This is a genomic window from Kocuria sp. CH-021, assembly GCF_049716185.1.
Lineage (GTDB): Bacteria > Actinomycetota > Actinomycetes > Actinomycetales > Micrococcaceae > Kocuria > Kocuria cellulosilytica.
The window spans coordinates 102,045-124,847 of sequence record NZ_JBNAFK010000003.1; the positions used below are offsets into that span (position 1 = coordinate 102,045).

Annotated in this window: 27 protein-coding genes; 13 read left to right on the forward strand and 14 right to left on the reverse strand. The window is 74.5% G+C overall.

Features of this window, described 5'->3' with window-relative positions; all coding sequences use genetic code 11:
- The first annotated feature begins 183 nt into the window (after positions 1–183).
- Entirely contained in the window at positions 184–798 is a 615-nt protein-coding gene (locus ACPYN7_RS02945) for a cyclodeaminase/cyclohydrolase family protein (protein WP_424346641.1), read from the forward strand.
- 11 nt (positions 799–809) lie between these two features.
- On the opposite strand, the gene ACPYN7_RS02950 is transcribed toward ACPYN7_RS02945, so the two are convergent.
- Complete coding sequence (locus tag ACPYN7_RS02950; protein ID WP_424346642.1) at positions 810–2,327, reverse strand: DHA2 family efflux MFS transporter permease subunit; 1,518 nt, start codon at positions 2,325–2,327, stop codon at positions 810–812.
- Positions 2,328–2,419: 92 nt separating this feature from the next.
- Between ACPYN7_RS02950 and ACPYN7_RS02955 the strand changes: the two genes are divergently transcribed.
- Positions 2,420–3,190 carry a spermidine synthase gene (locus tag ACPYN7_RS02955; protein WP_424346643.1) on the forward strand — a complete coding sequence of 257 codons (771 nt, stop codon included), beginning with the start codon at positions 2,420–2,422 and terminating at the stop codon, positions 3,188–3,190.
- 33 nt (positions 3,191–3,223) lie between these two features.
- Positions 3,224–3,673, forward strand: coding sequence for a DUF779 domain-containing protein (locus ACPYN7_RS02960; RefSeq protein WP_368825004.1), 450 nt, complete (start codon positions 3,224–3,226; stop codon positions 3,671–3,673).
- Here ACPYN7_RS02960 and ACPYN7_RS02965 read toward each other — a convergent pair.
- The 4 genes from ACPYN7_RS02965 to ACPYN7_RS02980 are packed head-to-tail and all read right to left on the reverse strand — an operon-like array spanning position 3,648 to position 5,861.
- Entirely contained in the window at positions 3,648–4,037 is a 390-nt protein-coding gene (locus ACPYN7_RS02965) for a hypothetical protein (RefSeq protein WP_424346644.1), read from the reverse strand. The two genes, ACPYN7_RS02960 and ACPYN7_RS02965, sit on opposite strands and share 26 nt — an antisense overlap.
- Entirely contained in the window at positions 4,027–4,998 is a 972-nt protein-coding gene (locus ACPYN7_RS02970; RefSeq protein WP_058873953.1) for a cation diffusion facilitator family transporter, read from the reverse strand. The genes ACPYN7_RS02965 and ACPYN7_RS02970 overlap by 11 nt, the downstream gene beginning before the upstream one ends.
- 45 nt (positions 4,999–5,043) lie before the next feature.
- Complete coding sequence (locus tag ACPYN7_RS02975; protein ID WP_424346645.1) at positions 5,044–5,382, reverse strand: acylphosphatase; 339 nt, start codon at positions 5,380–5,382, stop codon at positions 5,044–5,046.
- Entirely contained in the window at positions 5,379–5,861 is a 483-nt protein-coding gene (locus tag ACPYN7_RS02980) for a pyridoxamine 5'-phosphate oxidase family protein (protein ID WP_424346646.1), read from the reverse strand. Before ACPYN7_RS02980 ends, ACPYN7_RS02975 begins: the two co-directional genes overlap by 4 nt.
- Positions 5,862–5,993: 132 nt before the next feature.
- Between ACPYN7_RS02980 and ACPYN7_RS02985 the strand changes: the two genes are divergently transcribed.
- Both ACPYN7_RS02985 and ACPYN7_RS02990 read left to right on the forward strand, forming a co-directional pair.
- Positions 5,994–6,629 carry a nuclear transport factor 2 family protein gene (locus ACPYN7_RS02985; RefSeq protein WP_424346647.1) on the forward strand — a complete coding sequence of 212 codons (636 nt, stop codon included), beginning with the start codon at positions 5,994–5,996 and terminating at the stop codon, positions 6,627–6,629.
- On the forward strand, positions 6,626–7,075 hold the full coding sequence (locus ACPYN7_RS02990; protein WP_424346648.1) for a nuclear transport factor 2 family protein: 450 nt from the start codon (positions 6,626–6,628) through the stop codon (positions 7,073–7,075). The genes ACPYN7_RS02985 and ACPYN7_RS02990 overlap by 4 nt, the downstream gene beginning before the upstream one ends.
- Before the next feature lie 84 nt (positions 7,076–7,159).
- Here the strand turns inward: ACPYN7_RS02990 and ACPYN7_RS02995 are convergent, their stop codons facing one another.
- Positions 7,160–7,819: an SDR family oxidoreductase gene (locus ACPYN7_RS02995; protein WP_058873949.1), complete on the reverse strand. Its 660-nt coding sequence runs from the start codon at positions 7,817–7,819 to the stop codon at positions 7,160–7,162.
- Between the two features lie 200 nt (positions 7,820–8,019).
- Here ACPYN7_RS02995 and ACPYN7_RS03000 point away from each other — a divergent pair, with 200 nt between their 5' ends.
- The gene (locus ACPYN7_RS03000) at positions 8,020–8,187 is read left to right on the forward strand and encodes a hypothetical protein (protein ID WP_157571350.1); all 168 of its coding nucleotides are present in this window, start codon (positions 8,020–8,022) and stop codon (positions 8,185–8,187) included.
- A 53-nt stretch (positions 8,188–8,240) separates the two neighbouring features.
- Here ACPYN7_RS03000 and ACPYN7_RS03005 read toward each other — a convergent pair whose 3' ends face one another.
- Entirely contained in the window at positions 8,241–8,573 is a 333-nt protein-coding gene (locus ACPYN7_RS03005) for a cupin (RefSeq protein WP_424346649.1), read from the reverse strand.
- Positions 8,561–9,100, reverse strand: coding sequence for a DUF488 family protein (locus ACPYN7_RS03010; RefSeq protein WP_424346650.1), 540 nt, complete (start codon positions 9,098–9,100; stop codon positions 8,561–8,563). The genes ACPYN7_RS03005 and ACPYN7_RS03010 overlap by 13 nt, the downstream gene beginning before the upstream one ends.
- A 103-nt stretch (positions 9,101–9,203) precedes the next feature.
- Between ACPYN7_RS03010 and ACPYN7_RS03015 the strand changes: the two genes are divergently transcribed.
- Positions 9,204–10,427, forward strand: coding sequence for a cytochrome P450 (locus tag ACPYN7_RS03015; protein WP_424346651.1), 1,224 nt, complete (start codon positions 9,204–9,206; stop codon positions 10,425–10,427).
- Between the two features lie 137 nt (positions 10,428–10,564).
- Here the strand turns inward: ACPYN7_RS03015 and ACPYN7_RS03020 are convergent, their stop codons facing one another.
- The gene (locus ACPYN7_RS03020; RefSeq protein WP_058873990.1) at positions 10,565–11,065 is read right to left on the reverse strand and encodes a pyridoxamine 5'-phosphate oxidase family protein; all 501 of its coding nucleotides are present in this window, start codon (positions 11,063–11,065) and stop codon (positions 10,565–10,567) included.
- A gap of 113 nt (positions 11,066–11,178) precedes the next feature.
- Here ACPYN7_RS03020 and ACPYN7_RS03025 point away from each other — a divergent pair, with 113 nt between their 5' ends.
- The gene (locus tag ACPYN7_RS03025; RefSeq protein WP_058873946.1) at positions 11,179–12,021 is read left to right on the forward strand and encodes an SDR family oxidoreductase; all 843 of its coding nucleotides are present in this window, start codon (positions 11,179–11,181) and stop codon (positions 12,019–12,021) included.
- Here the strand turns inward: ACPYN7_RS03025 and ACPYN7_RS03030 are convergent.
- The 3 genes from ACPYN7_RS03030 to ACPYN7_RS03040 all read right to left on the reverse strand — a co-directional run bounded on the left by ACPYN7_RS03030 (position 11,979) and on the right by ACPYN7_RS03040 (position 14,911).
- Entirely contained in the window at positions 11,979–13,268 is a 1,290-nt protein-coding gene (locus ACPYN7_RS03030) for a cytochrome P450 (RefSeq protein ID WP_424346652.1), read from the reverse strand. The genes ACPYN7_RS03025 and ACPYN7_RS03030 overlap by 43 nt on opposite strands.
- Before the next feature lie 61 nt (positions 13,269–13,329).
- Positions 13,330–13,815, reverse strand: coding sequence for a hypothetical protein (locus ACPYN7_RS03035; protein ID WP_058873943.1), 486 nt, complete (start codon positions 13,813–13,815; stop codon positions 13,330–13,332).
- A gap of 82 nt (positions 13,816–13,897) precedes the next feature.
- Positions 13,898–14,911, reverse strand: coding sequence for a hypothetical protein (locus ACPYN7_RS03040; RefSeq protein WP_424346653.1), 1,014 nt, complete (start codon positions 14,909–14,911; stop codon positions 13,898–13,900).
- A gap of 282 nt (positions 14,912–15,193) precedes the next feature.
- Between ACPYN7_RS03040 and ACPYN7_RS03045 the strand changes: the two genes are divergently transcribed.
- The 4 genes from ACPYN7_RS03045 (at position 15,194) to nhaA (ending at position 20,511) form a co-directional block, all read left to right on the forward strand.
- Positions 15,194–16,291 carry an acyltransferase family protein gene (locus tag ACPYN7_RS03045; protein ID WP_058873941.1) on the forward strand — a complete coding sequence of 366 codons (1,098 nt, stop codon included), beginning with the start codon at positions 15,194–15,196 and terminating at the stop codon, positions 16,289–16,291.
- Between the two features lie 153 nt (positions 16,292–16,444).
- Complete coding sequence (locus tag ACPYN7_RS03050) at positions 16,445–17,401, forward strand: ABC transporter ATP-binding protein (RefSeq protein ID WP_058873940.1); 957 nt, start codon at positions 16,445–16,447, stop codon at positions 17,399–17,401.
- Entirely contained in the window at positions 17,398–19,002 is a 1,605-nt protein-coding gene (locus ACPYN7_RS03055; RefSeq protein ID WP_424346654.1) for an ABC transporter permease, read from the forward strand. Before ACPYN7_RS03050 ends, ACPYN7_RS03055 begins: the two co-directional genes overlap by 4 nt.
- Before the next feature lie 186 nt (positions 19,003–19,188).
- Positions 19,189–20,511 carry a Na+/H+ antiporter NhaA gene (gene nhaA, locus ACPYN7_RS03060; protein WP_424346726.1) on the forward strand — a complete coding sequence of 441 codons (1,323 nt, stop codon included), beginning with the start codon at positions 19,189–19,191 and terminating at the stop codon, positions 20,509–20,511.
- Positions 20,512–20,587: 76 nt separating this feature from the next.
- On the opposite strand, the gene ACPYN7_RS03065 is transcribed toward nhaA, so the two are convergent.
- Together ACPYN7_RS03065 and ACPYN7_RS03070 are read right to left on the reverse strand one after the other, a co-directional pair.
- On the reverse strand, positions 20,588–21,130 hold the full coding sequence (locus ACPYN7_RS03065) for a type 1 glutamine amidotransferase domain-containing protein (protein ID WP_058873938.1): 543 nt from the start codon (positions 21,128–21,130) through the stop codon (positions 20,588–20,590).
- 78 nt (positions 21,131–21,208) lie between these two features.
- Positions 21,209–21,628, reverse strand: a complete 420-nt coding sequence (locus ACPYN7_RS03070) for a DUF302 domain-containing protein (protein ID WP_424346655.1) — start codon at positions 21,626–21,628, stop codon at positions 21,209–21,211.
- A 249-nt stretch (positions 21,629–21,877) separates the two neighbouring features.
- Here ACPYN7_RS03070 and ACPYN7_RS03075 point away from each other — a divergent pair, with 249 nt between their 5' ends.
- A complete protein-coding gene (locus ACPYN7_RS03075; RefSeq protein ID WP_424346656.1) occupies positions 21,878–22,741 on the forward strand; it encodes a sulfite exporter TauE/SafE family protein in 864 nt (287 codons plus the stop codon).
- The last annotated feature ends 62 nt before the right edge of the window (positions 22,742–22,803 follow it).

Here is a 22,803-nt window from a genome sequence, read left to right on the forward strand (position 1 = left end):
CCTCCTCGTCCGCTGCCCTGTCAGCGCCGACCGTAGTCGGCCCGGGCGAACAGCGGCTGAACGCGAGGAGTCCGGGACGGCGGCGCCCCCGCGGGCGCCGCCGGGCGGCTAGGCTCGTGCGGACGCCACCGCCTCCGCCCGCCCCTCGGCGGGCGCCGGGTCCCACCACCGGAAGGACACACCGTGATCAGCTCGGAGAACGTCAGGGCCTACGTGGAGCGCATGGCCTCCGGCGAGCCCGCCCCCGGCGGCGGCGCCGCGGGAGCCCTGCAGGCGGCGCTGGGCGCGGCGCTGCTCGCCATGTCCGCCCGCTACTCCACGGGGTCCGAGCACGCGGCGCAGGCCGAGCGCGCGGCGGCCCGCGCCGAGGAGCTGATCCCGCGCGCCCTGGGCCTCGCGGACGACGACGCCGAGGCCTTCGGCGCGCTCTCCGGAGCCTACGGCCTGCCGAAGGACACCGACGAGGAGCGGGCCGAGCGCTCGCGGGCGGTCCAGGAGGCCACGGCGGGCGCCGCGCAGCCCCCGCGGGCGCTCATCGGGGTGGGCGCCGAGGTCGTGGGGCTCGCGCGCGAGCTGACCGGCTGGTGCAACCCCAACGTCCTCAGCGACGTGGCGGCGGCCGCCGAGGCGGCCCGGGCCGCCGTGGCCACGGCCATGGTCACGCTCGAGATCAACGTCCGTTCGCTCAAGGACGCCGCGATCCGGGAGGAGCTGCGTGCGGGGCTGGCCCAGGGCGAGCAGGCCGTCGAGGACGCCGGGGAGCTCACGCGGCGGATCCGCGAGCGCGTCCGGGGCTGAGAGCGGGGTCCTCAGCCGCCCGCGGCCGGCTCCGGGGCGGCGGGGCGGCGCACCCAGAAAGAGCCGACGACGGCCAGCAGCGAGATGACCGCGCCGCAGAGGAAGGCCGCCCGGACCCCGGCGGCGGCGGCCTCGACCCCGGGCGCGCCGGAGGCGGCCGTGCCGAGGGTCATGACGGTGATGAACAGCGCGGCGCCGGCGGCGCCGGCGACCTGCTGCACCGTGCCGACCACGGCGGAGCCGTGGGCGTGCAGCTCGTGCGGCAGCGCGCCGAGGCCGGCCGTGAACAGGGGCGTGAAGATGAGGGCGAGGCCCGTGCTCAGCACCACGTGGGCGAGCAGGACCGCGGGGACCGGGGTCTCCTCCGACGTGAGGGTGAGGCTCCACAGCGCGCCGCTCACCACGAGCGTGCCGGGCACGAGCAGCACGGCCGGCCCGGAGCGGTCGTACACCCGCCCCACCGCCGGTGCGAGCAGGCCCATGACCAGCCCGCCCGGCAGCAGCAGCAGCCCGGTCGCCAGCGGGTCGAGGCCCTGCACGTGCTGGAGGTACAGGGGCAGCACCAGGAGCGTGCCGAACAGCGCGGTCACGCTGAGCCCCAGCACCACGGTCGCCGCGGTGAAGGTCCGCGACGTGAAGGTGCGCAGGTCCAGCAGGGCCCGGTCCGCGCGCTGGAGCCGGAGCTGGCGGCGCACGAACACGGCGAGCGCGGCGGCGCCCACGCCCAGCGGCGCCCACGCCGGGACGGCGGCCGCGGCGCCCTCCCCGATGGTGCTCAGGCCGTAGACCAGCCCGCCGAAGCCCAGGGCGGAGAGCACGACCGACGGGACGTCGAGGGACGCCGCCCGGGGCTCGGTCACGTTCGGCATCCGCAGCGCCCCGAGCACCAGGGCGGCGAGGGCGATCGGCAGCACGGCCAGGAACATCCAGCGCCAGTCGAGCACGCTGAGGATGATCCCGGAGATCGACGGGCCCACGGCGGGGGCCACCGAGATGACGATCGAGATGTTGCCCATCACGCGGCCCTGCCGGGTGGGCGCCACGAGCGTCAGGACGGTGGTCATCAGCAGCGGCAGCATGATCGCCGTGCCGCCCGCCTGGACCACCCGCCCGGCCAGCAGGACGCCGAAGCCCGGCGCCGCGGCGCAGATCAGCGTGCCGGCGCTGAACAGGCCCATCGCGGCGAGGAACACGGGCCGGGTGTGCAGCCGCTGGAGCAGGAACCCGGTGACCGGGATGACCACGGCCATCGTCAGCATGAAGGCCGTGGTCAGCCACTGGCCGGCGACCGCCGTGATCGACAGGCTCGCCATCAGGCTCGGCAGCGCCACGCCCATGATCGTCTCGTTGAGGATCACCACGAAGGTGGACGCGAGCAGCAGCCCGATGACCAGGCGGTCGCGGGCCGCGAGGTCCGCCGCCGGCGGCTGCCGCGGGACGGGCGCGGCCGGCGGGGCGGGAACGGGGGCCGGTGCGCCCGGGGGCGCGGGCGCACCCGTCGGGGCGGGCACGGGGACGTCGTGGGACATGGGCGGATTCCTTCGGGCGAGAGGGGAGAGCGACGTCCGCACCGTGGGCGGGACGTCACCCCCAGATCCTAGGCCCGGGGAGAATGGTCGGCATGCGCAGATACCTCAAGGACGCCGGCGTGCACGCCGAGATCGTTCCCGACGGCTTCACCGAGGGCGGGTTCGTGCTGTCCATCGGCGGCGCCGAGCAGTCCCACGTGAACCTCGCCCACCCCGGAGAGATCTTCTACGAGTACCTGCGGCGGATCGGCAACGTCGTCGACGTCGTCGCCGAGCCCGGCGCGCCGGTCACCGCGGTCCACCTGGGCGCCGGGGCCCTGACGCTCGCCCGCTACGTGGCCGCGACCCGGCCCGGGTCCGCCCAGGTGGCCGTGGAGCTCGAGCGCGAGCTGCCCGCCTTCGTCCTCGAGGCGCTGCCGCTGCCCGCGGGGGCGGACGTCCGGGTCGTCGTCGACGACGCCCGGGCGGCCCTGCCGGACGTCGTCGCCCCCGGCACCGCGGACCTCGTGGTCCTCGACGTCTTCTCGGGCCGGGACGCCCCCGCCCACCTCACGGAGGCCTCCTTCTACACCGAGGCCGCCCGCCTGCTGGCGCCCGGCGGGGTGCTGGTCGTCAACGTGGGCGACGACCCCGGCCTGGCGTTCTTCGCCGGCCAGGCGCGGGCGGCGCGGGAGGCGCTCGCCGACGTGTGGTGCCTGGCCGAGGAGCGGCTGCTCACGGGCCGCTATCCGGGAAACCTCGTCCTCGTGGGCGGTCGCCGGGCCCTGCCCCGGCCGTGGGCGGACGCCCTCGCCGCGGCCGGGCCGCACCCGGCGGGCGTGCTGGACGGCCTCGGCCTGGAGGAACTGCTCGGCCGGCTGTAGCGTGGGTCACACCGCCGAGCCGAGGAGCGCGCCGTGAGCACCCCCGAGAACACCGTCGAGCACACCGCCGAGAGCACCGCCGTCCTGGAGTCCGCCCCCGCCGTCGAGGGCGAGACGTTCTCCCGCGTGGCCCTGACGCCCGCGGCCGTGGAGCTGCTCGGCACGCTGCGGGACGTGCACGGACGGCTGATGTTCCACCAGTCCGGCGGGTGCTGCGACGGTTCCGCGCCCATGTGCTATCCGGCCGGGGACTTCCTCACCGGCCCGGCGGACGTGCTGCTGGGCGTGTTCACGCTGCCCGGGGACCCGGCCACGGCCGAGCTCGAATTCTGGATCTCGCGCGAGCAGTTCGAGTACTGGAAGCACACCCTGCTCACGGTGGACGTGGTGGAGGGGCGCGGGTCCGGCTTCTCGGTGGAAGCCCCGGAGGGCAAGCGGTTCCTGATCCGCTCGGCGCTCAGGCAGGATCCGGACGGCTCCTGAGCCGGCCCTGCTCGTCGAAGGACGGGCCCCGGTCGTGGACCGGGAACGTGCTGAAGGCCGGGACCTCGTAGGGGTGGGCCCCGGCCATCGCCCGCAGCACGCGCTCGCGGTCCGCCGCCGGGTACAGCGTCTCGATGCGGACCTCGTCGACCTCCTGCGGCGTCCCGACCTCCCCGATCGTGGGGCGGGCCCCGGGCAGCGGCGTGAACCGTCCGGTGCCGCGGCTCACGAACGCGGTGTGGGAGTAGTGGCCGGCGCGCCCGGCCCCGGCGTCCCCGAGGGCCCGGAGGACCTGCTCGGCGTGGGTCGCGGGGACGTAGACGACCAGGCAGTGGGTCCCGGTGCCCGGGTGCTCAGGAGTCATGGGGCGCGCACACCTCCGGCTCGTCGTGGTCGGCGGGCTCCAGCTGGATCGTGGAGTGCTGGACGGACACCGGGAAGTGCTCGGCCACGCAGCGCTGGATCCGGCCCAGCGCCTCGGCCGAGCCGCCGGAGTAGAAGTACTCCTCCTCGAGCACCACGTGCGCGGTGAGCACGGGCAGGTCGGAGGAGATCCGGGTCGCGTGCAGGTCGTGGACCTCGACCACGTGCGGCAGCTCGAGGATGTGCCCGCGGACCTCGTCGACGTCGAGCCCGGGGGGCACGCTCTCCATGAGCACGGACAGGGACTCCACCAGCAGCCGGATGGTGCGGGGCACGATGAGCGCCCCGATGAGCAGCGCGACGACGGCGTCGGCCTGCATCCAGCCGGTGAGGGTGATGACCACGGCCGCGATGATCACCGCGACCGAGCCGAGGGCGTCGTTGAGCACCTCGAGCGTCGCCGCGCGCAGGTTCAGGTTGGAGCGCCGGCCCCCGAGGAGCACGGCCATCGCCACCAGGTTGCCGGCCAGCCCCAGGACGCCGAAGACCAGCATCTCGGCCGAGGCCACCGGGTGCGGCTCGAGGAACCGGCGCACGCCCTCCACGAGCACGAACAGCCCCACCGCCAGCAGCACGCCGGCCTGCAGGGCCGCGGCCACGATCTCCGCGCGCCGCCAGCCCCAGGTGCGCCGGGCGCTCGGCGGGCGCAGGGTCAGCTGCGCGGCGATCAGCGCGAGCAGCAGCCCGCCCGCGTCGGTGAGCACGTGGGCGGTGTCCAGGAGCAGCGCCAGGGACCCCGTCCACAGGGCGCCCACCAGCTGGACGACGAACAGCGCCGCGGTGATGCCGAAGGCGGTGGCGATCCGCCACCGGTCGGTCCCGGGACCGGCGTGCGAGTGCCCGGGCCCGTGGTCGTGCCCGTCCTCCGCGCGCCCGCGGTCCCCGGCGTGGTTCTGAGCCATGACTTCATCGTAGAACGCCCGGCGCGGCCCGGCGGCCGGAGCGGGTCAGGCGGTGACGAACCCGCTGAACTCCCCGGTGGCGGGCCCGTAGTGCGAGTCCACCTTCATGACGGCGCCGGGCGTGCCGCCGCCGTTGAGGGCCTTGAGCAGGTCCCGCACCGCGCGCCGGGGCCCCTCGGCGATCACCCCCACGGTGCCGTCCGCGTTGTTGACCGCCGAGCCGCGCAGGCCCAGCCGCTCGGCGTGGCGGGCGGTCCAGAAGCGGAAGCCGACGCCCTGCACGGAGCCGTGCACCACGGCGGTGAGGCGCAGGTCCTCCTCGAGGTCCAGCTGTTCGGGGTCCCGGCCGGCGGAGGCGCCGGAGTGGATCGATGGCAGGCTCACAGGTCCACCACCGTGGACTCGCCGGGATCGATCTGCTCACCGGTGGTCCGGGCCTTCGCCCAGCGCAGCGCGGTGGCCACCGTCCCGGGGCTGCGCCAGTGCTCGGCGGTCTCCGTGCGGACCCGCAGCACCACGAGGCCGGGGGTGCCGGGCCCGTCCGGGTAGTACGCCTTCAGCGCGTCGGACCAGAGCCCCTCGAGCACCTGCGGGTCCTCGACCACCTCGGCCGCGCCGGAGATCGAGACCCACTCGTGGTCCCCCACGAACGCGACGTTGACGGCGTCGTTGGCCGCCACGTCCCGGACCGAGGAGGTGTCCCGGCTGGTGAAGAAGTTGAGGTCCTCCCCCGGGGCGACGTCGACCACGGTCATCGGGCGGCTGACGAGCTTGCCGGTGGGCTCCCGGGTGCTGAGCATGCCGACCCGGGTGCGGTTCACGAACTCGACGATGTGCTGGATGTCATCCTGGTGCGTGTTCATGTGGTCAGATTAGGGAACGACCGCGCCCCGTGGCACGGTCGGGCCGAGAAATTCATCATGGGCGGAACCACGTGTCATCCGCCGGCGGGCCGGACCGGTCCGCGCTGCCCACGAGAGGACCAGAGCAGGCCGATGGACGACGCACGGGTCCCGGACCGGACCGCCGAGGAGAACACCGAGACGATCACCGAGAAAAACACGGAGAAGACCGCAGCGAAGACCGCAGGGACGACGGCGGAGAAGACCGCCGGGGAGTCCGCGGGCCAGGCCGGCGGGTCCGTCCCCGGGCCGCTCAGCGCCCAGGACCGGATCGAGATCAACGAGATCCTGAGCTTCTCCTCGCACCTGCTGGACAACCGCCGGTGGGACATGTTCGGGGAGGTCTTCGTGCCGGAGGTCCGCCTCTGCGCGCCGCAGGGCGAGTTCACCGGCCCGGCGGGCGTACGGCGCTTCGCCGAGACCGTCGACCTCTCCCGCTTCCCCGCCACGCACACGCTGAACTCGATCGTGGAGGCCGTGGACGCGGACACCGCCGTGGCCTGGTCCAGGATGCTGCTGCTGACCTGGGACCGGCGAGTGGCCTGCGGCGACTACATCGACACGTTCCGCCGCACCGAGCACGGGTGGCGGATCGAGCGGCGCACCGTGGCGCCCCGCAACGACTCCGCCTCCGTGGCGCTCGCCGAGGGCGGATACGCGCCCGACCCGTACGCCTACGCGATGTTCGACGACGCCGTGCTCGCGGCCGCAGGGCGGGCCGGCCGATGAGCTCCGCGCCGGGGACCGGGTGGGACCGGGTGCCCGCCGCCGACGCCCTCGAGATCGGCACCGTGCTCAGCCGGTGCGCCCGGGTCGTGGACGCCCGGGCCTGGCACGACCTCGACCGGGTGTTCACCGGGGACGCGGTCGTCGTGTCCCCGGGCGGGACGGCGCGCGGGCACGCCGAGATCGCCGAGCGGGCCCTGGACGGGACCCGGGATCCGCACCTGATCACCGACACCGTGCTGCGCCGGCTCGCCCCGGAGCGCGTGCGGGCCTGGAGCAAGTGGCTCGTGGTGCGCGCGGACGGCTCCGCGCTGGGCGGGGACCAGTTGGACCTGCTCGTGCGCACCCCGCGCGGCTGGCGGATCGCCGAGCGCCGGATCGCCGCCCTGGACGTGACCGGGGAGGCCGCGCCCGCGCGCACCCTCGGCGCGGCCGACTTCCTGGCCTGAGCCCGGCAAGGAGGAGGGGCGGCCGCCGCGCCCGGGATCCGGGTCCGCGGCGGCCGCCCCTCCGGCGGGTCCGTGCTCAGACGGTCACGGCTGCACCTCGAGCGCCTCGGAGATGAGCGTGCCGCCGTCGGAGAACTCGATGGTCTTGCCGATGGTCGAGGGGTCGTCCAGCACGGCCGAGACCACGAGTGCCACGTTGGCCCGGGAGGTCTCGTGCTCGCCCTCCCGCTCGCCCCCGGACGCGTCGATCTTGCCGCTCGCCTCGTCGTCGGTGAGGGCGCCGGGACCCACGATGGTCCAGTCCAGCGAGGAGGCGCGCAGGTGGTCGTCGGCGTCGGCCTTGGCCTGGGCGTAGGCGTGGAAGGGGTTGTCCTCGGGGACGCCGTGGTCCTGGCCGGCCCCGAAGTAGGAGACCATGACGAAGCGCTTGGCCCCGGCCATCACGGCGGCGTCCATGGCGCGGATCGCGGCGTCCCGGTCCACGGCGTAGGTGCGCTCGGGGCTGCCGCCGCCGGCGCCGGCGCTCCACACCACGGCGTCCTGGCCCTCGAGCAGGTCGGCGAGCTGTGCGACGGACAGCTGCTCCACGTCGGCGACCACGGGGGTCGCGCCGGTGTTCTCGACGTCGTCGGTGTGGTCGGGGTTGCGGAAGATGCTCGTGACGTCGTTGCCGCCGGTCTTGAGCAGCTGGGCGAGGATGAGGGCGACCTTGCCGTGGCCGCCGATGATGGCTGTGCGGGACATGGATGTGCTCCTTGGGGTGCGGATCGGGTGCTGAGGGGACGTGGTGCTCGTCCCCGACGCTATCCCCCCACCGGTCGCAGGGACACGGCTCACGCGGAGGGCGAAACCGGGAATGCGCCCGGCCCCGGGCGACCGCCCGGGGCCGGGCGGGGCTCGGGTAGCCTCGAGGAGGCCCCTGTTCCCGACCGAAGGCTGCCCCCGTGCTGATCTTCCAGCTCCTGCTGTCCGCGATCGCCCTCGTCCTGCTGGTCGCCGCGCTGCTCGACGGCGCGTGGACGCTCGCCCTCATCGCCGCGATGATGCTGCTGGTCGCGCTGTCCGGCGTGTTCATCGCCCACCGCCGGGAGAAGCACCTGGGCCTTCGCTGAGCCCTGCCGCTCCGCGGCGGGACCGCACCCCCTGCCGCACCCTCGCCGCGCGTCTACTCCGCGGCGTCCTGGATGCCGGTCACCGCGGTGAGGATGAACACCGCGTCCTCCAGGGCCTCCACGGAGTGCCGCTCCGCGGGGATCACGTGCAGGTGCCCGGCCTCGAGCACCAGGTCCTCGCTCGAGCTGACCCGGATCCGCCCGTGCAGCACCTGCAGGCTCCCGGCGTACGGGGCGCCGTGCTCGGCGAGCACCGCACCCTCCTTGAGGGCCAGCAGGGTCTGGCGCAGCACCTTCTGGTGCAGGAGCTGCTCGGCGCTGCGCCCGTGGGGGGCGTGGCGGGCCTCGTTGAGGTGCTGCAGGGCGATCTCGTTCAGGTGCTGCATGATTCTCCTCCTGGGTAGGTGATCCGGTCTCCGTCGACCACGGCGAAGTCCCGCAGCGTCGCGGGGGTCCGTTTGCCGGGGCCCATGATGTGCTGCACGTCGTGCCCGCGCACCAGGAGGGCCTCGGCCACGAGCGAGCGGTGGCAGCGCCACCAGACGGCCTCCGCGCACATGATCGCGACGACGCGGTCCTCGGCGAGCTGCTCGAGCTCGGCCAGCGCGGCCCGGAACTCGTCGGTCTGCATGTGGTCGGCGTAGCCGCGGAAGGACTCGTTGCGCCACGCGGTGTTGACCGAGTCCTTCGAGGTGGGACGCAGCCCGCCCAGGCCCTTGCAGTAGCTGTGCGCGATGCCGGCCTCCGCGAGCGTGCCCGGCAACGCGTCGAGGTTGAACTGCGGGTTCGTCCGGGAGCGCGGCACCGTGCGGATGTCGACGAGCTGCTGCACCCCGGACTCCCGCAGCAGCTCCACGAACTCCTCGGCGGAGCGCGTGGAGTGGCCCACGGTGTAGACGGTCTGCGCTGTCATGTCCCCCACCCTACTGATCCTGCTGACGCGCACCGGCGACGGCGGCGTCCCCGGGCGACGTCGGCGGGTTCCCGATCCCGGGCGTCCGGGACACCATGGGAGCATGACGGAGCACATGCCGAGCGACGAGATCAGCCTCGACTCCGACGCGGACCCCGGTCCGGCCGCGGCACCGGGCCCCCTCCCGTCCGACTGGAACCCGCGCGGCCCGCGGGCCCGTCGCGACGCCTTGGCCGTGTACGACTCGATGCGTGCGCGCTGTCCCGTGGCACGCGGTCCGAGCGGGGCCTGGACGCTGTTCGCCCACGCCGACGTCGTCGCGGCCGCGCTCGACCACGAGACCTTCTCCAACGGGGTCTCCCGCCATCTCCAGGTGCCGAACGGCCTCGACGGCCCCGTCCACACGGCCTTCCGTGCCCTCGTGGAGCGGTTCTTCACGAGGGAGCGGATGACCGCCCTCGAGCCCGTGGTGCAGCGCGTCGCGGCGGATCTGGTGGCGCAGCTCCGGGTTCCGGGGCCGGTCGACGCCGTCGAGCTCGGTGCCCGCTACGCCGTGCGGGCGCAGACCGCCTGGCTGGGGTGGCCGGCCGGGCTGGAGGACGAGCTGCTGCGGTGGATGCAGGACAACCGTGCCGCCACGCGCTCCCGGGACCGCGCGCGCACCGCCGAGGTGGCGCGGCGCTTCGACGCGATCATCCGGTCCCTGACCCGTGCCCGGCGGGAGACCGGTGACGACGCGCCCGAGGACGTCACCACCGAGCTCGTGCGCGAACGCGTCGATGGCAGGGAGCTGACCGACGACGAGATCGTCTCGGTCCTGCGCAACTGGACGGGTGGTGACCTGGGGTCGATGGCGCTGTGCACGGGCGTGGTGCTCGCCCGGCTCGCCGACCACCCCGGGCTGCAGGAGCGGCTGCGCGCAGGCGTGCCGGACCGGGAGTTCGACCAGGTCCTCGACGAGATCCTGCGGATCGACGACCCGTTCGTGGTGAACCGCCGCGTCACGACCGAACCCGTCACGGTCGGCGGACGCCGGTTCGCCGCCGGCGACCGGGTCTTCCTGAACTGGGCCTCCGCCAACCGTGACCCGCGGGTGTTCGGCGATCCCGACGCCTTCGACCCGGCCGGGAACGCGCCGTACAACCTGGTGTACGGGATCGGGAAGCACGTGTGCCCCGGCAGGCCGCTGGCGACCCTCGAGCTGCGGGCGCTGACCCGCGCCGTCCTGGCCGGGACGGCCGGGATCGAGCCCGACCGGGACCGGGCGCGAACGCGCGAGCTGCCGCCGGTGGGCGGGTTCGCCGCCGTCCCGCTGCGCCTGCGCTGACCTCCGGGCCCCGGGGGCGCCGCGCCGACGTGCTGCGGGGCGGTGCGGCGGACCGCGTGCTCCCCCGGGTGCCCGGGATCACCGTGCCGGTGCAGGGCGTGCGGGGAGACGGGGGCCGCGGTCCTGGCGGCGGGACCTCAGCCGCCGTCGGTGTCCTGCGGCACCCAGCGGGCCGACCCGGTGGGCGTCCTCCGGTCGCCGCCCAACGGAGAGTTCCACGCCTCGTGGTCGGCCATGGTGAAGCGGCGGCCCGTCACCGTCGTCGGGAGGATGCGGACGAACCGGTCCTTCATCCCCTCCTGCCACGGGAACAGCGGCAGCTGCAGGGCCTCCATCAGGGCGTGGCCGGGCCGGACGCTCTCGGCCTCGCCCTTGACGACCACGCTCCACGCCGTGCTGGTCGCGGGGTCGTGCCCGTCGATCTCGAGGGCCACGGCACGGCCCTCGAGCGCACCGCTCACCTTCGTGCCCAACCCCGAGCGGAAGACGACGGTCCCATGGTCGACCACGTAGTTGATCGGGAAGATCTCCGGCGCCCCGTCCACCACGACGGCCAGCCGGGCGACGCCGTCCGCCCGCAGCCGGTCCCAGCAGTCCTCGGGCCCGAGCTCCTCCACGTCCTTGCGGTACCAGTCCACCGTCGTCCCCTTCCCGTGCGCCTCGGCCGCCCGGACGTGCCCGGCCGCCACCTCCAACCTACGGGGCCGCCGCCGCCGGGGGAACCGGAGCGGGACGTGGAAGAATCGGGGGCATGAGCGTGGTGATCGCGGGATGCGGAGACCTGGGCACGGAGATCGGGCTGCGGCTGGCCGAGCAGGGCCACGAGGTGCTGGGGCTGCGCCGCCGCGCGGAGCTGGTGCCGCCGCCCCTGACCGGGCTGGCGGTGGACCTGAGCACGGAGGTCCCCGAGCTGCCGGGCGACGTCGAGCTCCTGGTCGTCGCCACGGCCGCGGACGGACGGACGCCCGAGGCCTACCGCGCGGCCTATCTCGACGGGCTGCGGCACGTGGCCGACGGGCTGCGCGCCGCCGGGGCCCTCCCCCGGCGCGCCCTCCTGATCTCCTCGACCGCCGTCTGCGGGGACGCCGGCGGTGGGGAGGTCACCGAGGACACCCCGCCGGACCCCTCGACCCCCACCGCGCAGATCCTGCTGGAGGCCGAGGAGCTGTTCCACGAGCAGTTCCCCCACGGCACGGTCCTGCGGCTGTCCGGGATCTACGGGCCGGGCCGGACGCGGCTGATCGACAAGGTGCGCTCCGGGGACGTCGCGGCCGGGGCCGCGTGGACCAACCGCATCCACCGGGACGACGCCGCGGCCGCCGCCGTGCACCTGCTCACCATGGACGCCCAGCCGCTCACCCTGTACCTCGGCACGGACGACGAGCCCGTGCCGGAGCTGGAGGTCCTCGAGTTCCTGGCGCAGGAGCTCGGCGTCCCCCGGCCCGAGGACGTCCCGGAGGCGGACGCGCCGCCCCGGGGCTCGAAGCGGCTGTCCAACCGGCGGCTGCGGGAGTCCGGTCTCGAGCTCCGCCACCCCACCTACCGGGAGGGCTACCGGGCGGTGCTCGCCGGAGAAGGTGTGCGCCACCCCTGATCGGCCCGCACGCGCAGCACCACGTCGCGCACCTCGTAGGCGGCGATCAGCTCGACCCACGAGACCCGCGGCGGGTGGGCGAACTGCAGCGGCAGCCGCAGCAGGCGCTGCAGGAAGACGTCGGTCTCCTGGATCGCGAGGAACCCGCCCGGGCAGCGATGGGCGCCGTCCCCGAAGGACATGACCTCGGGCCGGATCCCTCGCGGCCGGGACCGTTCCGGACACAGCTGCCGGGCGTCCTCCCCGAGCGCCCGCTCGTCGGCGTTCGCCTGACGGACGTAGAGGTCGAGCAGGGCCCCGGCGGGCACCTCGTGGCGCTCGTCCCCGTCCTCCAGGACCAGGTCCCGGGTGGTCCGGCGGTAGAGGTGACCCACCACCGGCTCCAGGCGCAGGATCTCGTGCAGGATCCCGTGCCGGGCCGGTTCGTCGGCCGCGAGGTACTCCTGCCGCAGCCGGTCGTCCTCCAGCAGGTGCCAGGCAGCCACCGCGATGAACTCGCGGGTGGTCGCCATGCCGGCGGCGGCGTAGGTGACGCACTCGACCAGGATCTCCCGGTCGGTGTAACCCTCCGCGAGCAGGTGCGAGACCACGTCCTCCTCGGGCTGTTCGCGTCGTGCCCTGATGGCCGGGCGCACGTCCTTGAGCCGGAACGCGTTCATCGCCCACATCGGCCGCAGGGATCCGAGGACGGCGCCCACCCGGCCGGCGAGCCGCCGCGGCGCACCGCCGGGACCGGCAGCTCCGGTGACGGGGCCGCTGAAGAAGCGCTCGAGGCGCCGGGACATGCCGTCGACGTCCGAATTCGTCAGCCCCACCACCTGGGCGGCGACCTCCACGGAGTAGCGCAGGGTGATCGCGGACAGCTCGGCCCCGCCGTCCTGCCGGATCCGCTCGACCAGCTCGTCGGCGCGCTCCTCCATCAGGTCCCGGTAGCGGCGGCTCACCGCGGCCGGGGTGAAGAACCGCGCGGTGGCTGTGCGCTGGCGCCGGTGCTCGGGACCGTCCGCGTAGAGCACGGGCGGGTGGTCACCGGTGAGGCCCTGCCGGGCGGTCTCCGCGCTGAAACCGGCCTGGACCGTGGCGTCGGCCTCCCGCAGCACCTGGCGGACCAGGGGCAGGGACCGCACGTGCCACACCCCGTCGAGCACCTCCACCCGCGGCCCGCCGCGCTCATCGGGCGGGACGGTCCTGCGCCGGTCGCCGTGCGGGACGGGGCAGCGGGTCTCGGGACGGGGGTCGTCGCTCATGGGGTCATGGTAGCCGCGGGATCGCACCGGCGCGGTTGACGCGGGCGGTCACGGACAGGCCTCAGATCCGGTCCGCCTTGTCGTTCTCGATCTGCGCCGTGGCGGGCAGGACCAGGGACGAGGAGGGGCCGTCCAGCACCACCAGCAGCACGCGCAGGTCCGCCCCGGAGAGGTAGGCGCCCACGAGGCGGTGGTTGGAGTCCAGGACCACGAGCGAGCCCTCGGTCCGGTACGCCGGGACGGTCAGCTGGACGGGCCCCGACTCCTCCGCGAGCTCCTGCCGGATGTGCTCGATCTTGGCCTGCCGGTCCTCGGGCCACTGCTTCTCCGCCGCCTGGGCCAGGGTCTGCGGCCGGTGCTGCGGATGGGACCACTCCCCGGGGTTGCCCTCGGGGTCCACGTGCCAGACCGTGTAGAGATCGCCGAGCTCCTGCCGGGAGGAGATCACCAGGTCCTCGACCCGGGTGTTCCCGTCGTCCAGCGCGCCCCAGTCGAGCCAGGCCCGGATGTCGTCGCCGAACAGGGTCTTGAAATCCGAAACGTCCATGCTGACATCTCAGCAGACTCATGGTCCCACCGCCACAGGCCGCGGCGCCCACCGGGGCACCGAGGACGCGGCGGCCCGGGCGTCAGGCGCTCCCGGCGCTCCCTCCGGCCGTGCGCCGCGCCGCGCCGGGCCGGACGTTGAAGGCCGAGGCCGAGCGGTCGGCGGACTCGGTCGGGAAGACCGTGCGCCCCTCGGCCCACTTGTGCCGGGCGTAGGCGTGCAGCCGGCCGGCGAAGGGCCCGTCCCGCCACTCGAGGTAGGGCATGTCCTGGCTCGCGTCGAGCAGGAAGTAGCTGCTGAAGGCCCGGAGCACCTCCGGCCCCCGCGGCTCCGCCGCGGGCTGCCCGGTCGAGGGTTGGTCGATCGAGGGCTGGTCGGTCACGGGCTCCTCGGTCGCGGCGGGATCCCCGAGCACCAGGTAGATCGGGGCGCCGGGCGGACCGTCGTGGACCCGCACCTCCAGCCGCTCGGCGACCACGGGGTCCAGCTCCCCCAGCGCCCGGAGCTGGTGGACCAGCGTGTCGAAGCTGCGCCGCAGGTCCATGGGCGAGAGCCCGTAGTGGTGGCGGATCTCCCGGAGTCGGGACGCGAGCGCGGGCGACCTCGGGTCGAGGACCAGCAGCCGGACGCGGACCCCAGCGCCGAGCGCCTTGTGGATGGCATCGAGGTCGCCGGCCAGCGTCAGCGGGAAGGTGTCCAGCCACCACAGCTCCTGCCCGGGGCCCACGCCCCGGAGCACGTCGACCACGTCCAGCTCCTCGCGCACCCCCACGAGGCCCAGCCGGTCCTCCCGGGGCGCCGCCGGGGCGGGGGCCGGGGGACGTGGCGGTTCGACGGGCCACGCGCCGCGCCAGCGCGCCAGCGCGGCGTCGAGGAGCAGCCCCACCCCGCCCACGGTGAGCAGGACGGCCCCGGCGTCGAGGAGCGGCCCCGACCACGCCCGTCCGGCGGCCAGCGCGACGACGACGAGCACCGCGCCCAGGCCCAGCAGCACGACCGGTGCCGTGCGGGGTCGCCGGCCGGGAGCGGTCGGCGCGGAGGCGCGCCGACCGGGGCCCGTGACCCGGTCCTGGGCGTCGCTGCGAATCTCCAGCACGGGAGCCCCTTTCCTCGAGCGGATCTGCGTCCAGCCTGGCACGGCCCCTTACCAGGGCGTTAGCGCCGCCGGCCACCGGGCATTTTGTGACAGCCGGTGCGCCGCACGGGCCCGGACGCCCGTCCCCACTTGTGCACCACCGCCGCCAGATCATGCGTTTGCATTACTAAACTGGTGCTCGGGGCGCCGGCCGGAGTCCGGTCCGGCCCCCGGGGGATCGATCCCCGTCCTGCAGCAGACCGCTCCGGCCCCGCTGCCCGTCCCGTCCGGAAGGCACCTGCCGTGGCCACGACTCTCCAAGAACGACTGGGCGACCGCCACAACCGCCTCAACGCCCTGCGCCTGGCCCTGGCGTCCCTGGTGGTCCTCGGCCACGCCTGGCCGCTGACCGGTGCGGACGGCCCGAGCCTCGAGGTCCTGTCCGACGTGGCCGTCAACGGATTCTTCATCCTCAGCGGCTACCTCATCGCCGAGAGCAGGGTGCGGACCGGACTGGTGCCGTACCTCTGGCGGCGCCTCCTGCGCATCTACCCGGCCTTCCTGGTGAGCCTGCTCGTGGTGGCCGTGGTCCTCGCGCCGATCGCGGCCGCGGTCGAGGGCACGCGCTTCGACCTCGCCTCCGCCGCCGGCTTCGTGCTGCACAACGCCGATCTGAGGATCTCGCAGTGGGGCATCGACGGGACCCTGACCCGGGTCCCGTCGCCGGACTCCTGGAACGGCTCCCTGTGGACCCTGTTCTACGAGGCGCTGGCCTACGTGCTGATCGGCCTCGTCCTGAGCCTCGCGGTCGCGGCACGGCACGCCCGGTGGGTGCTCCCGGCGCTGTTCCTCCTCGTGCTCGTCCTCCGCCCCCTGGCCGAGGGCCCGCTCGAGGTCACGAGCCACCTCGCTCTGCACGGCGCCCGGCTGGTCGGCTACTTCCTGGCGGGCGCGGCGGTCTGGGCCTGGGCGGGGAGGTGGCGCCCCACCTGGGTGCACGTGGCGGGCGCCGGCGTCGTCTACGGCGTCCTGACGGACCTGGGCTGGGCGGACCTGTACGGGCAGCTGCCGCTCGCCGTGCTGCTCCTCGGCCTCGGCGCGGCCCGGTCCGAGAACTGGGCCACGCGCACGGATCTCTCCTACGGCGTCTACATCTACGCGTACCCGGTGCAGCAGCTCCTCGTGCTGCTCGGCACGGCGTCGTGGGGCGTCGCCGTCAACTCCCTGCTGGTCCTCCTGCTGACGGCGCCCCTGGCGCTGCTGTCGTGGACCCTCGTCGAGAAGCCCGCCCTGCGGGCCAAGGCGTGGATGGATCCCCGCGACCGGCCCGACCGCCGGGTCCCCTCCTCCGGCGCGGAGGACCCGTCCCCCCGGGCCGTGCCGGCGCACCGCCCGGACTGAGCCGGCCGGGCCGACGGCTCCTCGCGCCGTCACCGCCCCGGGGCCCGGACGGCCCGCACCCCGGGGCGAGCCGCCTTGTCCGGCACCCGGACGGTGCCTAGCGTGAGGGGCAGGCACCCGTGACGCCGCCGCCCCGACCCGTCAGGAGCACCCATGGACACCCCGGTGATCGAGGCCCGCGGGCTCGTCAAGACCTTCGGCCCCACCGCGGCCCTGGACGGCTTCGACCTCACCGTGGCCCCGGGGCAGGTCGCGGGCTTCCTGGGCCCCAACGGCTCGGGGAAGTCCACGGCGATCCGGGTGCTCCTGGGTCTGCTCCGGGCGGACGCGGGGACGGCCACGGTCCTGGGCCTCGACGCCTGGCGGGACGCCGTGGAGATCCACCGCCGCACCGCCTACGTCCCCGGGGACACGAGCCTGTGGCCGAACCTGACCGGGGGCGAGATCGTGGACCTGCTCACCGGCATCCGTGGCGGACGACGACGGCGCCGCCGCCGCGACGAGCTCGTCGAGCGCTTCGAGCTCGACCCCACGAAGAAGGCGCGCAGCTACTCCAAGGGCAACCGGCAGAAGGTGGCGCTGGTGGCCGCCCTGAGCGCCGAGGCCGAGCTGTACGTCCTGGACGAACCGACCTCCGGGCTGGACCCGCTGATGGAGGCCGTGTTCACCGACGAGGTGCGCCGGCTGAGCGGGCAGGGCAGCACGGTCCTGCTCTCGAGCCACATCCTGGCGGAGGTCGAGAAGCTGTGCGACACCGTCACCATCATCCGCGCCGGCCGGGACGTGGAGAGCGGCACCCTCGCCCAGCTGCGCCACCTCACCCGCTCCGCCGTCACGGCCACGACGTCCGCCGACCCCGGCGCGCTGGCCGGGCTGCCCGGCGTGCACCACCTCGTGCACGACAGCGGGCGGCTGGGCTTCGACGTCGACGACGCCCGGGTCCCCGAGGTCCTCCGGGCGCTCGCCGACCTGGGCGTGCAGAACCTGACCGTCACTCCCCCCTCGCTCGAGGAGCTCTTCCTGCGCCACTACGGCGACCGCCCGGCCGGGCCCGCCGACCGGGAGGGGACCCCGCACGGCGCCGGCCGGGACGCGGGGGCGCCCCGATGAGGACCGCCGAGCCGTGGGCCGCGACCGGCCGCCTCTTCCGGCTCAACCTGCGCCTGGACCGGGTGCGGATCCTCGTGTGGGTGCTCGCGCTCACCGGGACCGTGTACGCCACGGTGCTCGCCCTCGAGGAGACGTTCCCGGACGGCGAGGCCCGCCAGGCCCGGGCGGCCCTGCTGGACAACCCCTCCGCCGTGATGATGACCGGCCCGGCCTTCGGCGCGGACGACTACACGCTGGGCGCCATGACGGTCAACGAGCTGAGCCTGTCGGTGCTCGTGGCCACCGCCATCATGAGCATCCTGCTCGCGAGCCGGCACGTGCGGGCCGAGGAGGAGTCCGGGCGGCTCGAGGTCGTCCGCGCACTGCCGGTGGGCCGCTTCGCCCCGGCCGCGGCCGCCCTCGGGGCGGTCGCCGTGGCGGACGCGGCCGTCGGCGCCGGGATCACAGCGGGTCTCTTCGCGGCGGGGCTGGGCGGCGCGGACGCGGTGGCCTGGGGACTGGCCACCGCGCTCACGGGCCTGGTCTTCGGGTCCGTGGCCGCCGTGACCGCCCAGCTCACCGAGCACGCGCGGGCCGCCTCCGGCGCGGCGATGGCCGTGCTGGGCGCGGCCTTCCTGGTGCGCGGGATCGGGGACGTCATCGAGCCCACCGGCTCGTGGCTGTCCTGGTTCTCGCCCGTCGCGTGGGCCCAGCAGACCCGGCTCTACGTGGACCTGCGGTGGTGGCCGCTGGCGCTGTCGGCGGCGCTGACGGGCGTGCTGCTGGGCGCGGCCGTGCTCCTGGCCCAGCGGCGTGACCTGGGCGCCGGGCTGCGGCGGGGACGCCCCGGCCCGGCGACGGCCGCGGCGTCCCTGCTCTCCGCGACCGGGCTGGCGCGCCGCCTGCTGCGCGGCACGTTCCTCGGGTGGACCGCGGGTCTCGTCCTCTTCGGGCTGGCCTTCGGCTCCCTGGCCGACTCCCTGGAGAACAGCATCGCGGACATCCCGTCGATCACCGAGTGGCTCGTGGTGGACCTCGACGCCCTCACCGAGTCCTTCGCCGCCGCGATGCTGTCCTACCTCGCGCTCGGGGTGGTCGCGTTCGCCGTCTCGGCCGTGCTGCGGCTGCGTGCGGAGGAGGAGTCCGGCCGCACGGCCCTCACCCTGTCGACGGGCCTTCCCCGGGCGCGCTGGGCCCTCGGCTGGCTCGCCGTCGTCGTCGTGGAGGCCCTCCTGGCCCTGCTGCTGGCCGGGGCGGCGCTGGGGGCGGGGGTCACCGCGACCACCGGCGACCTGCGCTGGACCGGTGAGCTCGCCCTGGCGGCCCTGGCGTACTTCCCGGCCGTGCTCGTGACCGCCGGGCTCACGGCCGCCCTGGTGGGTCTCGCCCCGCGGGCCGCCGCCCTGAGCTGGGCCGTGGTCGCGCACATCGTGTTCGTCGCGTGGTTCGGCCTGCTCCTGGACCTGCCCGGATGGGCGATGGACCTCTCCCCCGTCCAGCGGACACCGCTCGTGCCGTCCGAGGACTGGGCGGCCGCGCCCCTGCTCGGCCTGGCCGCACTCGGGGCCGCGCTGCTGGCCGCGGCCGCCGCCGGCTTCCGCCGCCGGGACCTGCTCGCCTGAGGGCCCCGCGGGTGGCGCACACCACGATTGTCCGTAGACTGGCACACCAGGTGAGCCGGGAAGTCTGGTCGGCACGAGAGATCCGATGCCCGAAAACGGAGGAACTACGTGTCCAGCCATGACCCCACGGTCCGCCCCGAGGACCAGCCCGAGAACCGCCCCCCGGAGGACCACAGCCACGACACGCTGCGCCGCGGCAGCTACCGCGAGGTGCTGCGCGTCGGCGAGATCCTCCGCAAGGAGACCATCGGCGGCCTGCTGCTCGTGCTGGCCGCGGCCATCGCGATCGTCTGGGCCAACTCGCCCTTCGCCGACAGCTACTTCGCCCTGCGCGACCTCGAGGTCGGCTACGAGCCCTGGCACCTGAAGCTCAGCCTCGGCAAGTGGGCCGCCGACGGCCTGCTCGCGATCTTCTTCTTCCTGGTGGGCCTCGAGCTCAAGCGCGAGTTCGTGGCCGGCGACCTGCGGGAGTTCCGCAAGTCCGTGGTGCCGATCACCGCGGCGATCGGCGGCGTCGTGGTGCCGGCCGCGATCTACGCCGCGATCAACTTCTCGGACCCCGAGACCTCCGGCGGCTGGGCCATCCCCACCGCCACCGACATCGCCTTCGCCGTGGCGGTGCTCGCCATCATCGGCTCGCACCTGCCCGCTGCGCTGCGGCTGTTCCTGCTGACCCTCGCCGTGGTCGACGACCTGCTGGCGATCACGATCATCGCCGTCTTCTACTCGGAGGACGTCTCGTTCCAGCCGCTGCTGCTGGCCCTGATCCCCTTCGCCCTCTACCTCTTCCTCGCCCAGAAGTACCGCCGGTTCTTCGGTCTCAAGGCCCCGGCCGCCTGGCTGATCCTGCTGCCGCTCGGCATCGTGGTCTGGGCCCTGGTGCACGAGGCCGGCATCCACGCGACCGTGGCCGGCGTGCTGCTGGGCTTCGCCGTGCCCGTGATCCGCAGCCAGGCCAGCGGCGGGCCGGAGGCAGGGCCCGGTCTCGCCGAGATCTTCGAGCACCGCTTCCGCCCCCTCTCCGCCGGCTTCGCGGTGCCGGTCTTCGCGTTCTTCTCCGCCGGGGTGGCCGTGGGCGGCTGGGAAGGCCTGACCTCCGCGCTCACCGCCCCGGTGACGCTGGGCATCGTCCTCGGCCTGGTGCTGGGCAAGCCGATCGGCATCGTCGGCGCCACGTGGCTGATCACCAAGGTCACGCACGCCCGGCTGGACCCGACCTTCCAGTGGATCGACCTCGTGGGCGTCGCCCTCCTGGCCGGCATCGGCTTCACCGTCTCACTGCTCATCGCGGAGCTCAGCTTCACCCCGGGCAGCCTGCCGGGCGACCAGGCCAAGGTGGCCATCCTCACCGCGTCCGTGCTGGCGGCGGCGGTGGCCTCGGTGCTGCTGCGGGCCCGCAACAAGCGTTACCGGATGATCGAGAAGCTCGAGTCCGTGGACGCCGACCACGACGGCATCCCGGACGTCTACGAGGAGGACGAGGAGGTCCGGGAAGAAGGCCGCCGCTGACCGGCCCCGCGCCCGCGGACCGGAGGACCCCCGCCCGGAGCACCGGACGGGGGTCCTCTCGCACGCCGGGGCGCCCTCAGCCGGCGAACAGCTTCAGGGCCTCCCGGTTGAACGCCTCGAGGTCGCCGGGGTTGCGGGAGGTGACGAGCCGGCCGTCGACGACGACCTCCTCGTCCACCCAGTCCGCCCCGGCGTTCTTCAGGTCGGTGGCCAGCGAGTTGTAGGACGTGAGCCGCTTGCCCTGCGCGAGCCCGGCCTCGATGAGGATCCAGGGGGCGTGGCAGATGGCGGCGATCGGCTTGCCCGCGGCGTCGAACTCCCGGACCAGGCGCAGGGCGTCCTGGTCCACGCGCACGTTGTCCGCGTTGAGGGTGCCCCCGGGCAGGACCAGCGCGTCGAAGTCCTCGGCCTTCGCCGCGGCGAGGGTGCCGTCCACGTCGTAGCTGCCGGCACGGTCCCAGTCCCCCTGCATCGCGGTGATGCTGCCCTGCTCCGCGGACAGCAGCACGGGCGTGCCGCCGGCCTCCTGGACGGCCTTCCAGGGCTCGGTGAGCTCGGGCTCCTCGACGCCGTTCGTGGCGATGAACGCGATCTTCTTGCCGGTGATGTCGGTGGTCATGGACTGCCTCCTGGATCGGTGGATCGGTGCTGGGATGTCTGCTGATACGGCTGAGTGCGGGGCTCCGCGCCGCGGCGGCTACTGCGCCCCGATGTCGCCGAGGACGTCGAGCGCGGCCCGGAGCCGGACGCCGGCGTCGTCGGCGACCTCCTGCACGGCGGGGGTGCCGCTGAGCTGGACCATGGTCTGCGGGTCGATCGCCTCGACCGTGGAGCTGCCGGGGTCCGTGCCGCGGCGCACCACCACGTTGCAGGGCAGGAGCGCGCCGAGCTGGGGCTCGGCGGCGAGGGCCTTGCTGGCCAGCCCGGGGTTGCAGGCGCCCAGGATCACGTAGTCGCCCACCTCCTCGGCGGCCTCGGCGCCGAGCTTCTGCTCGAACGTGCCGCGCACGTCGATCTCGGTGAGGATGCCGAAGCCCTGCTCGGACAGGGCGGCCCGCGTCCGCTCGACCGCCTCGGCGTAGGGCAGCGGGACGACGACGGCGTTGGTGTAGCTCATGCTGGCGCTCCTTCTCGGTCCGGGTTCGTGCTTCGCGGTTCCACTGTTGGCACGCGGGGCCCGGAAAGGGAAGGGCCCGGCGGCCGGGTTCTCGCTGGGCGATACGGGGAGCGGGATTCGATACCCCTGGGGGTAGTTGAATACCCCCAGGGGTATCTGCCATACTCGGAGGGAACGCCCGGCGCACCGGCCGGCACCCCTCCACGACCCGACCGCCCCGCCCCTGCGGGGAAGCAAAGGACACGCACCATGACCGTCACCCTCGTGCTGACCCTGCTGCTGTCGGTGCTGATCGGGCTCTCCCTCGGCCTGCTCGGCGGCGGCGGGTCCATCCTGACCGTGCCGATCCTCACCTACGTCGCCGGCCTGGATCCCAAGGAGGCCATCGCGGCCTCGCTGTTCGTGGTCGGGGTGACCTCGGCCGTGAGCGCCGTCAACCACGCCCGCAACCGGCGGGTGAAGTGGCGCACCGGCCTGGTCTTCGGCGCCGCCGGCATGGCCGGGGCCTTCCTGGGCGGGCTGGCCGGGGGCTACATCCCGGGCACCGTGCTGATGGTCGCCTTCGCCCTGATGATGGTCGCGACCTCCCTGGCCATGATCCGCGGCCGCAAGAACGGGCCCGCCACGGCCCACGACGGGGAGCTGCCGGTTCTCAAGGTCGTGGCCGAGGGCCTGGTCGTGGGCCTGGTCACCGGCCTGGTCGGCGCCGGCGGCGGCTTCCTCGTCGTCCCGGCCCTGGCCCTGCTGGGCGGGCTGTCCATGCCCGTGGCCGTGGGCACCTCCCTGGTGGTCATCGCGATGAAGTCCTTCGCCGGGCTCGCCGGCTACCTCACCACGGTCTCCCTGGACTGGGCCCTGGTCGGTGCGGTGACCGTCGCGGCGGTCGCCGGCTCGTTCGCCGGGGCGCGCCTGGCCGGGCGCATCCCGGAGGCGGCCCTGCGCAAGGGCTTCGGGATCTTCGTCCTGGTCATGGGCGTGTTCGTCCTGGTCCAGGAGCTGCCCGGCGCGGCCGGGATCGCCGTGGGCGCCATCGCCGCGGCCGCCGGCGTGGCCGCGGCCGTCTGCTGGTTCGCCGTGCCGAAGTGCCCGCTGCGCACCCCGCTCGCCGCCTGACCACCCCACCCACCGAGCACCCGATACCGACCACCGACCAGCACGATCGAGAAGGAGATCCC

Coding starts and splice junctions, on each gene's coding strand:
- ACPYN7_RS03055 (WP_424346654.1), top strand. CDS start 17,398: ATGAGGACCGCCGAGCCGTGGGCCGCGACCGGCCGCCTCTTCCGGCTC.
- ACPYN7_RS03010 (WP_424346650.1), bottom strand. CDS start 9,100: ATGACAGCGCAGACCGTCTACACCGTGGGCCACTCCACGCGCTCCGCC.
- ACPYN7_RS02950 (WP_424346642.1), bottom strand. CDS start 2,327: ATGTCCCACGACGTCCCCGTGCCCGCCCCGACGGGTGCGCCCGCGCCC.
- ACPYN7_RS02980 (WP_424346646.1), bottom strand. CDS start 5,861: ATGAACACGCACCAGGATGACATCCAGCACATCGTCGAGTTCGTGAAC.
- ACPYN7_RS03025 (WP_058873946.1), top strand. CDS start 11,179: ATGAGCGTGGTGATCGCGGGATGCGGAGACCTGGGCACGGAGATCGGG.
- ACPYN7_RS02990 (WP_424346648.1), top strand. CDS start 6,626: ATGAGCTCCGCGCCGGGGACCGGGTGGGACCGGGTGCCCGCCGCCGAC.
- ACPYN7_RS02970 (WP_058873953.1), bottom strand. CDS start 4,998: ATGGCTCAGAACCACGCCGGGGACCGCGGGCGCGCGGAGGACGGGCAC.
- ACPYN7_RS03030 (WP_424346652.1), bottom strand. CDS start 13,268: ATGAGCGACGACCCCCGTCCCGAGACCCGCTGCCCCGTCCCGCACGGC.
- ACPYN7_RS02985 (WP_424346647.1), top strand. CDS start 5,994: ATGGACGACGCACGGGTCCCGGACCGGACCGCCGAGGAGAACACCGAG.
- ACPYN7_RS03005 (WP_424346649.1), bottom strand. CDS start 8,573: ATGCAGCACCTGAACGAGATCGCCCTGCAGCACCTCAACGAGGCCCGC.
- ACPYN7_RS03035 (WP_058873943.1), bottom strand. CDS start 13,815: ATGGACGTTTCGGATTTCAAGACCCTGTTCGGCGACGACATCCGGGCC.
- ACPYN7_RS03015 (WP_424346651.1), top strand. CDS start 9,204: ATGACGGAGCACATGCCGAGCGACGAGATCAGCCTCGACTCCGACGCG.
- ACPYN7_RS02955 (WP_424346643.1), top strand. CDS start 2,420: ATGCGCAGATACCTCAAGGACGCCGGCGTGCACGCCGAGATCGTTCCC.
- ACPYN7_RS03070 (WP_424346655.1), bottom strand. CDS start 21,628: ATGAGCTACACCAACGCCGTCGTCGTCCCGCTGCCCTACGCCGAGGCG.
- ACPYN7_RS02965 (WP_424346644.1), bottom strand. CDS start 4,037: ATGACTCCTGAGCACCCGGGCACCGGGACCCACTGCCTGGTCGTCTAC.
- ACPYN7_RS02995 (WP_058873949.1), bottom strand. CDS start 7,819: ATGTCCCGCACAGCCATCATCGGCGGCCACGGCAAGGTCGCCCTCATC.
- ACPYN7_RS03050 (WP_058873940.1), top strand. CDS start 16,445: ATGGACACCCCGGTGATCGAGGCCCGCGGGCTCGTCAAGACCTTCGGC.
- ACPYN7_RS03075 (WP_424346656.1), top strand. CDS start 21,878: ATGACCGTCACCCTCGTGCTGACCCTGCTGCTGTCGGTGCTGATCGGG.
- ACPYN7_RS03065 (WP_058873938.1), bottom strand. CDS start 21,130: ATGACCACCGACATCACCGGCAAGAAGATCGCGTTCATCGCCACGAAC.